At 29.9% G+C, this 652-nt stretch carries 1 protein-coding gene; it reads left to right on the plus strand.

Features of this window, described 5'->3' with window-relative positions; genetic code table 11:
• A partial coding sequence (locus AB4Y90_RS18110) for a hypothetical protein (RefSeq protein WP_441558949.1) occupies window positions 1-652 on the plus strand: 652 nt, incomplete at both ends.

Consider the following 652-nt stretch of genomic DNA (forward strand, 5'->3'; position numbering starts at 1 on the left):
GTTGGAAGAGAGTAAGCTATTAGAAATAAGAGTTGAGAAAGGTACTTTTATTCCGCTTGGTATTCCGGATTTCGAAGGAAAAAATGAAAATGAAAAAATCAAATTTCAAATTATTATAAAACAAGGAACCTTTGAGAGGTTAACTTTTAAGATAAAAAGTGAAAGTGCAGATATTTATTCAGAAAAGATTACTCAAAGCTTAAAAGAGGGAGATGTTTTTCCTATAGAATGGGATGGATTCTCTAAGGATAAAGTTTGTGACACTACTTGGTTTGTCAACAATAATCTTATTGCTGAAATTACAGACGGAACTAATACTTCTCAAATAAAAGTTAATGGGAAATGTAAAGTAAAATGGATAGATATAAAAATAAATACAAATAGTAAAAAAGTAGAGGTATCTTTAAGGGTAAATTTAAAAGAGAGTAAGGTAGAAAAGAATGTAGTTAAAAATTTCAATGAGCTCGTATTATTAACGCAGGAAGGACTGAGCAAATATTGGGGAAGAAATAAGATCCGAAAAATAGGGAATTCTATAAAAATTAATGGGAATGAGTATGAGATATTTATCAATTCAGTAAATATAGAGGCTAACTCTATGCCTGCATTGAATGTTTATGCATCTACAACAAATTATGGCAGATCCCGTAAC

The organism is Chryseobacterium sp. 2TAF14, from assembly GCF_052115105.1.
Lineage (GTDB): Bacteria > Bacteroidota > Bacteroidia > Flavobacteriales > Weeksellaceae > Chryseobacterium.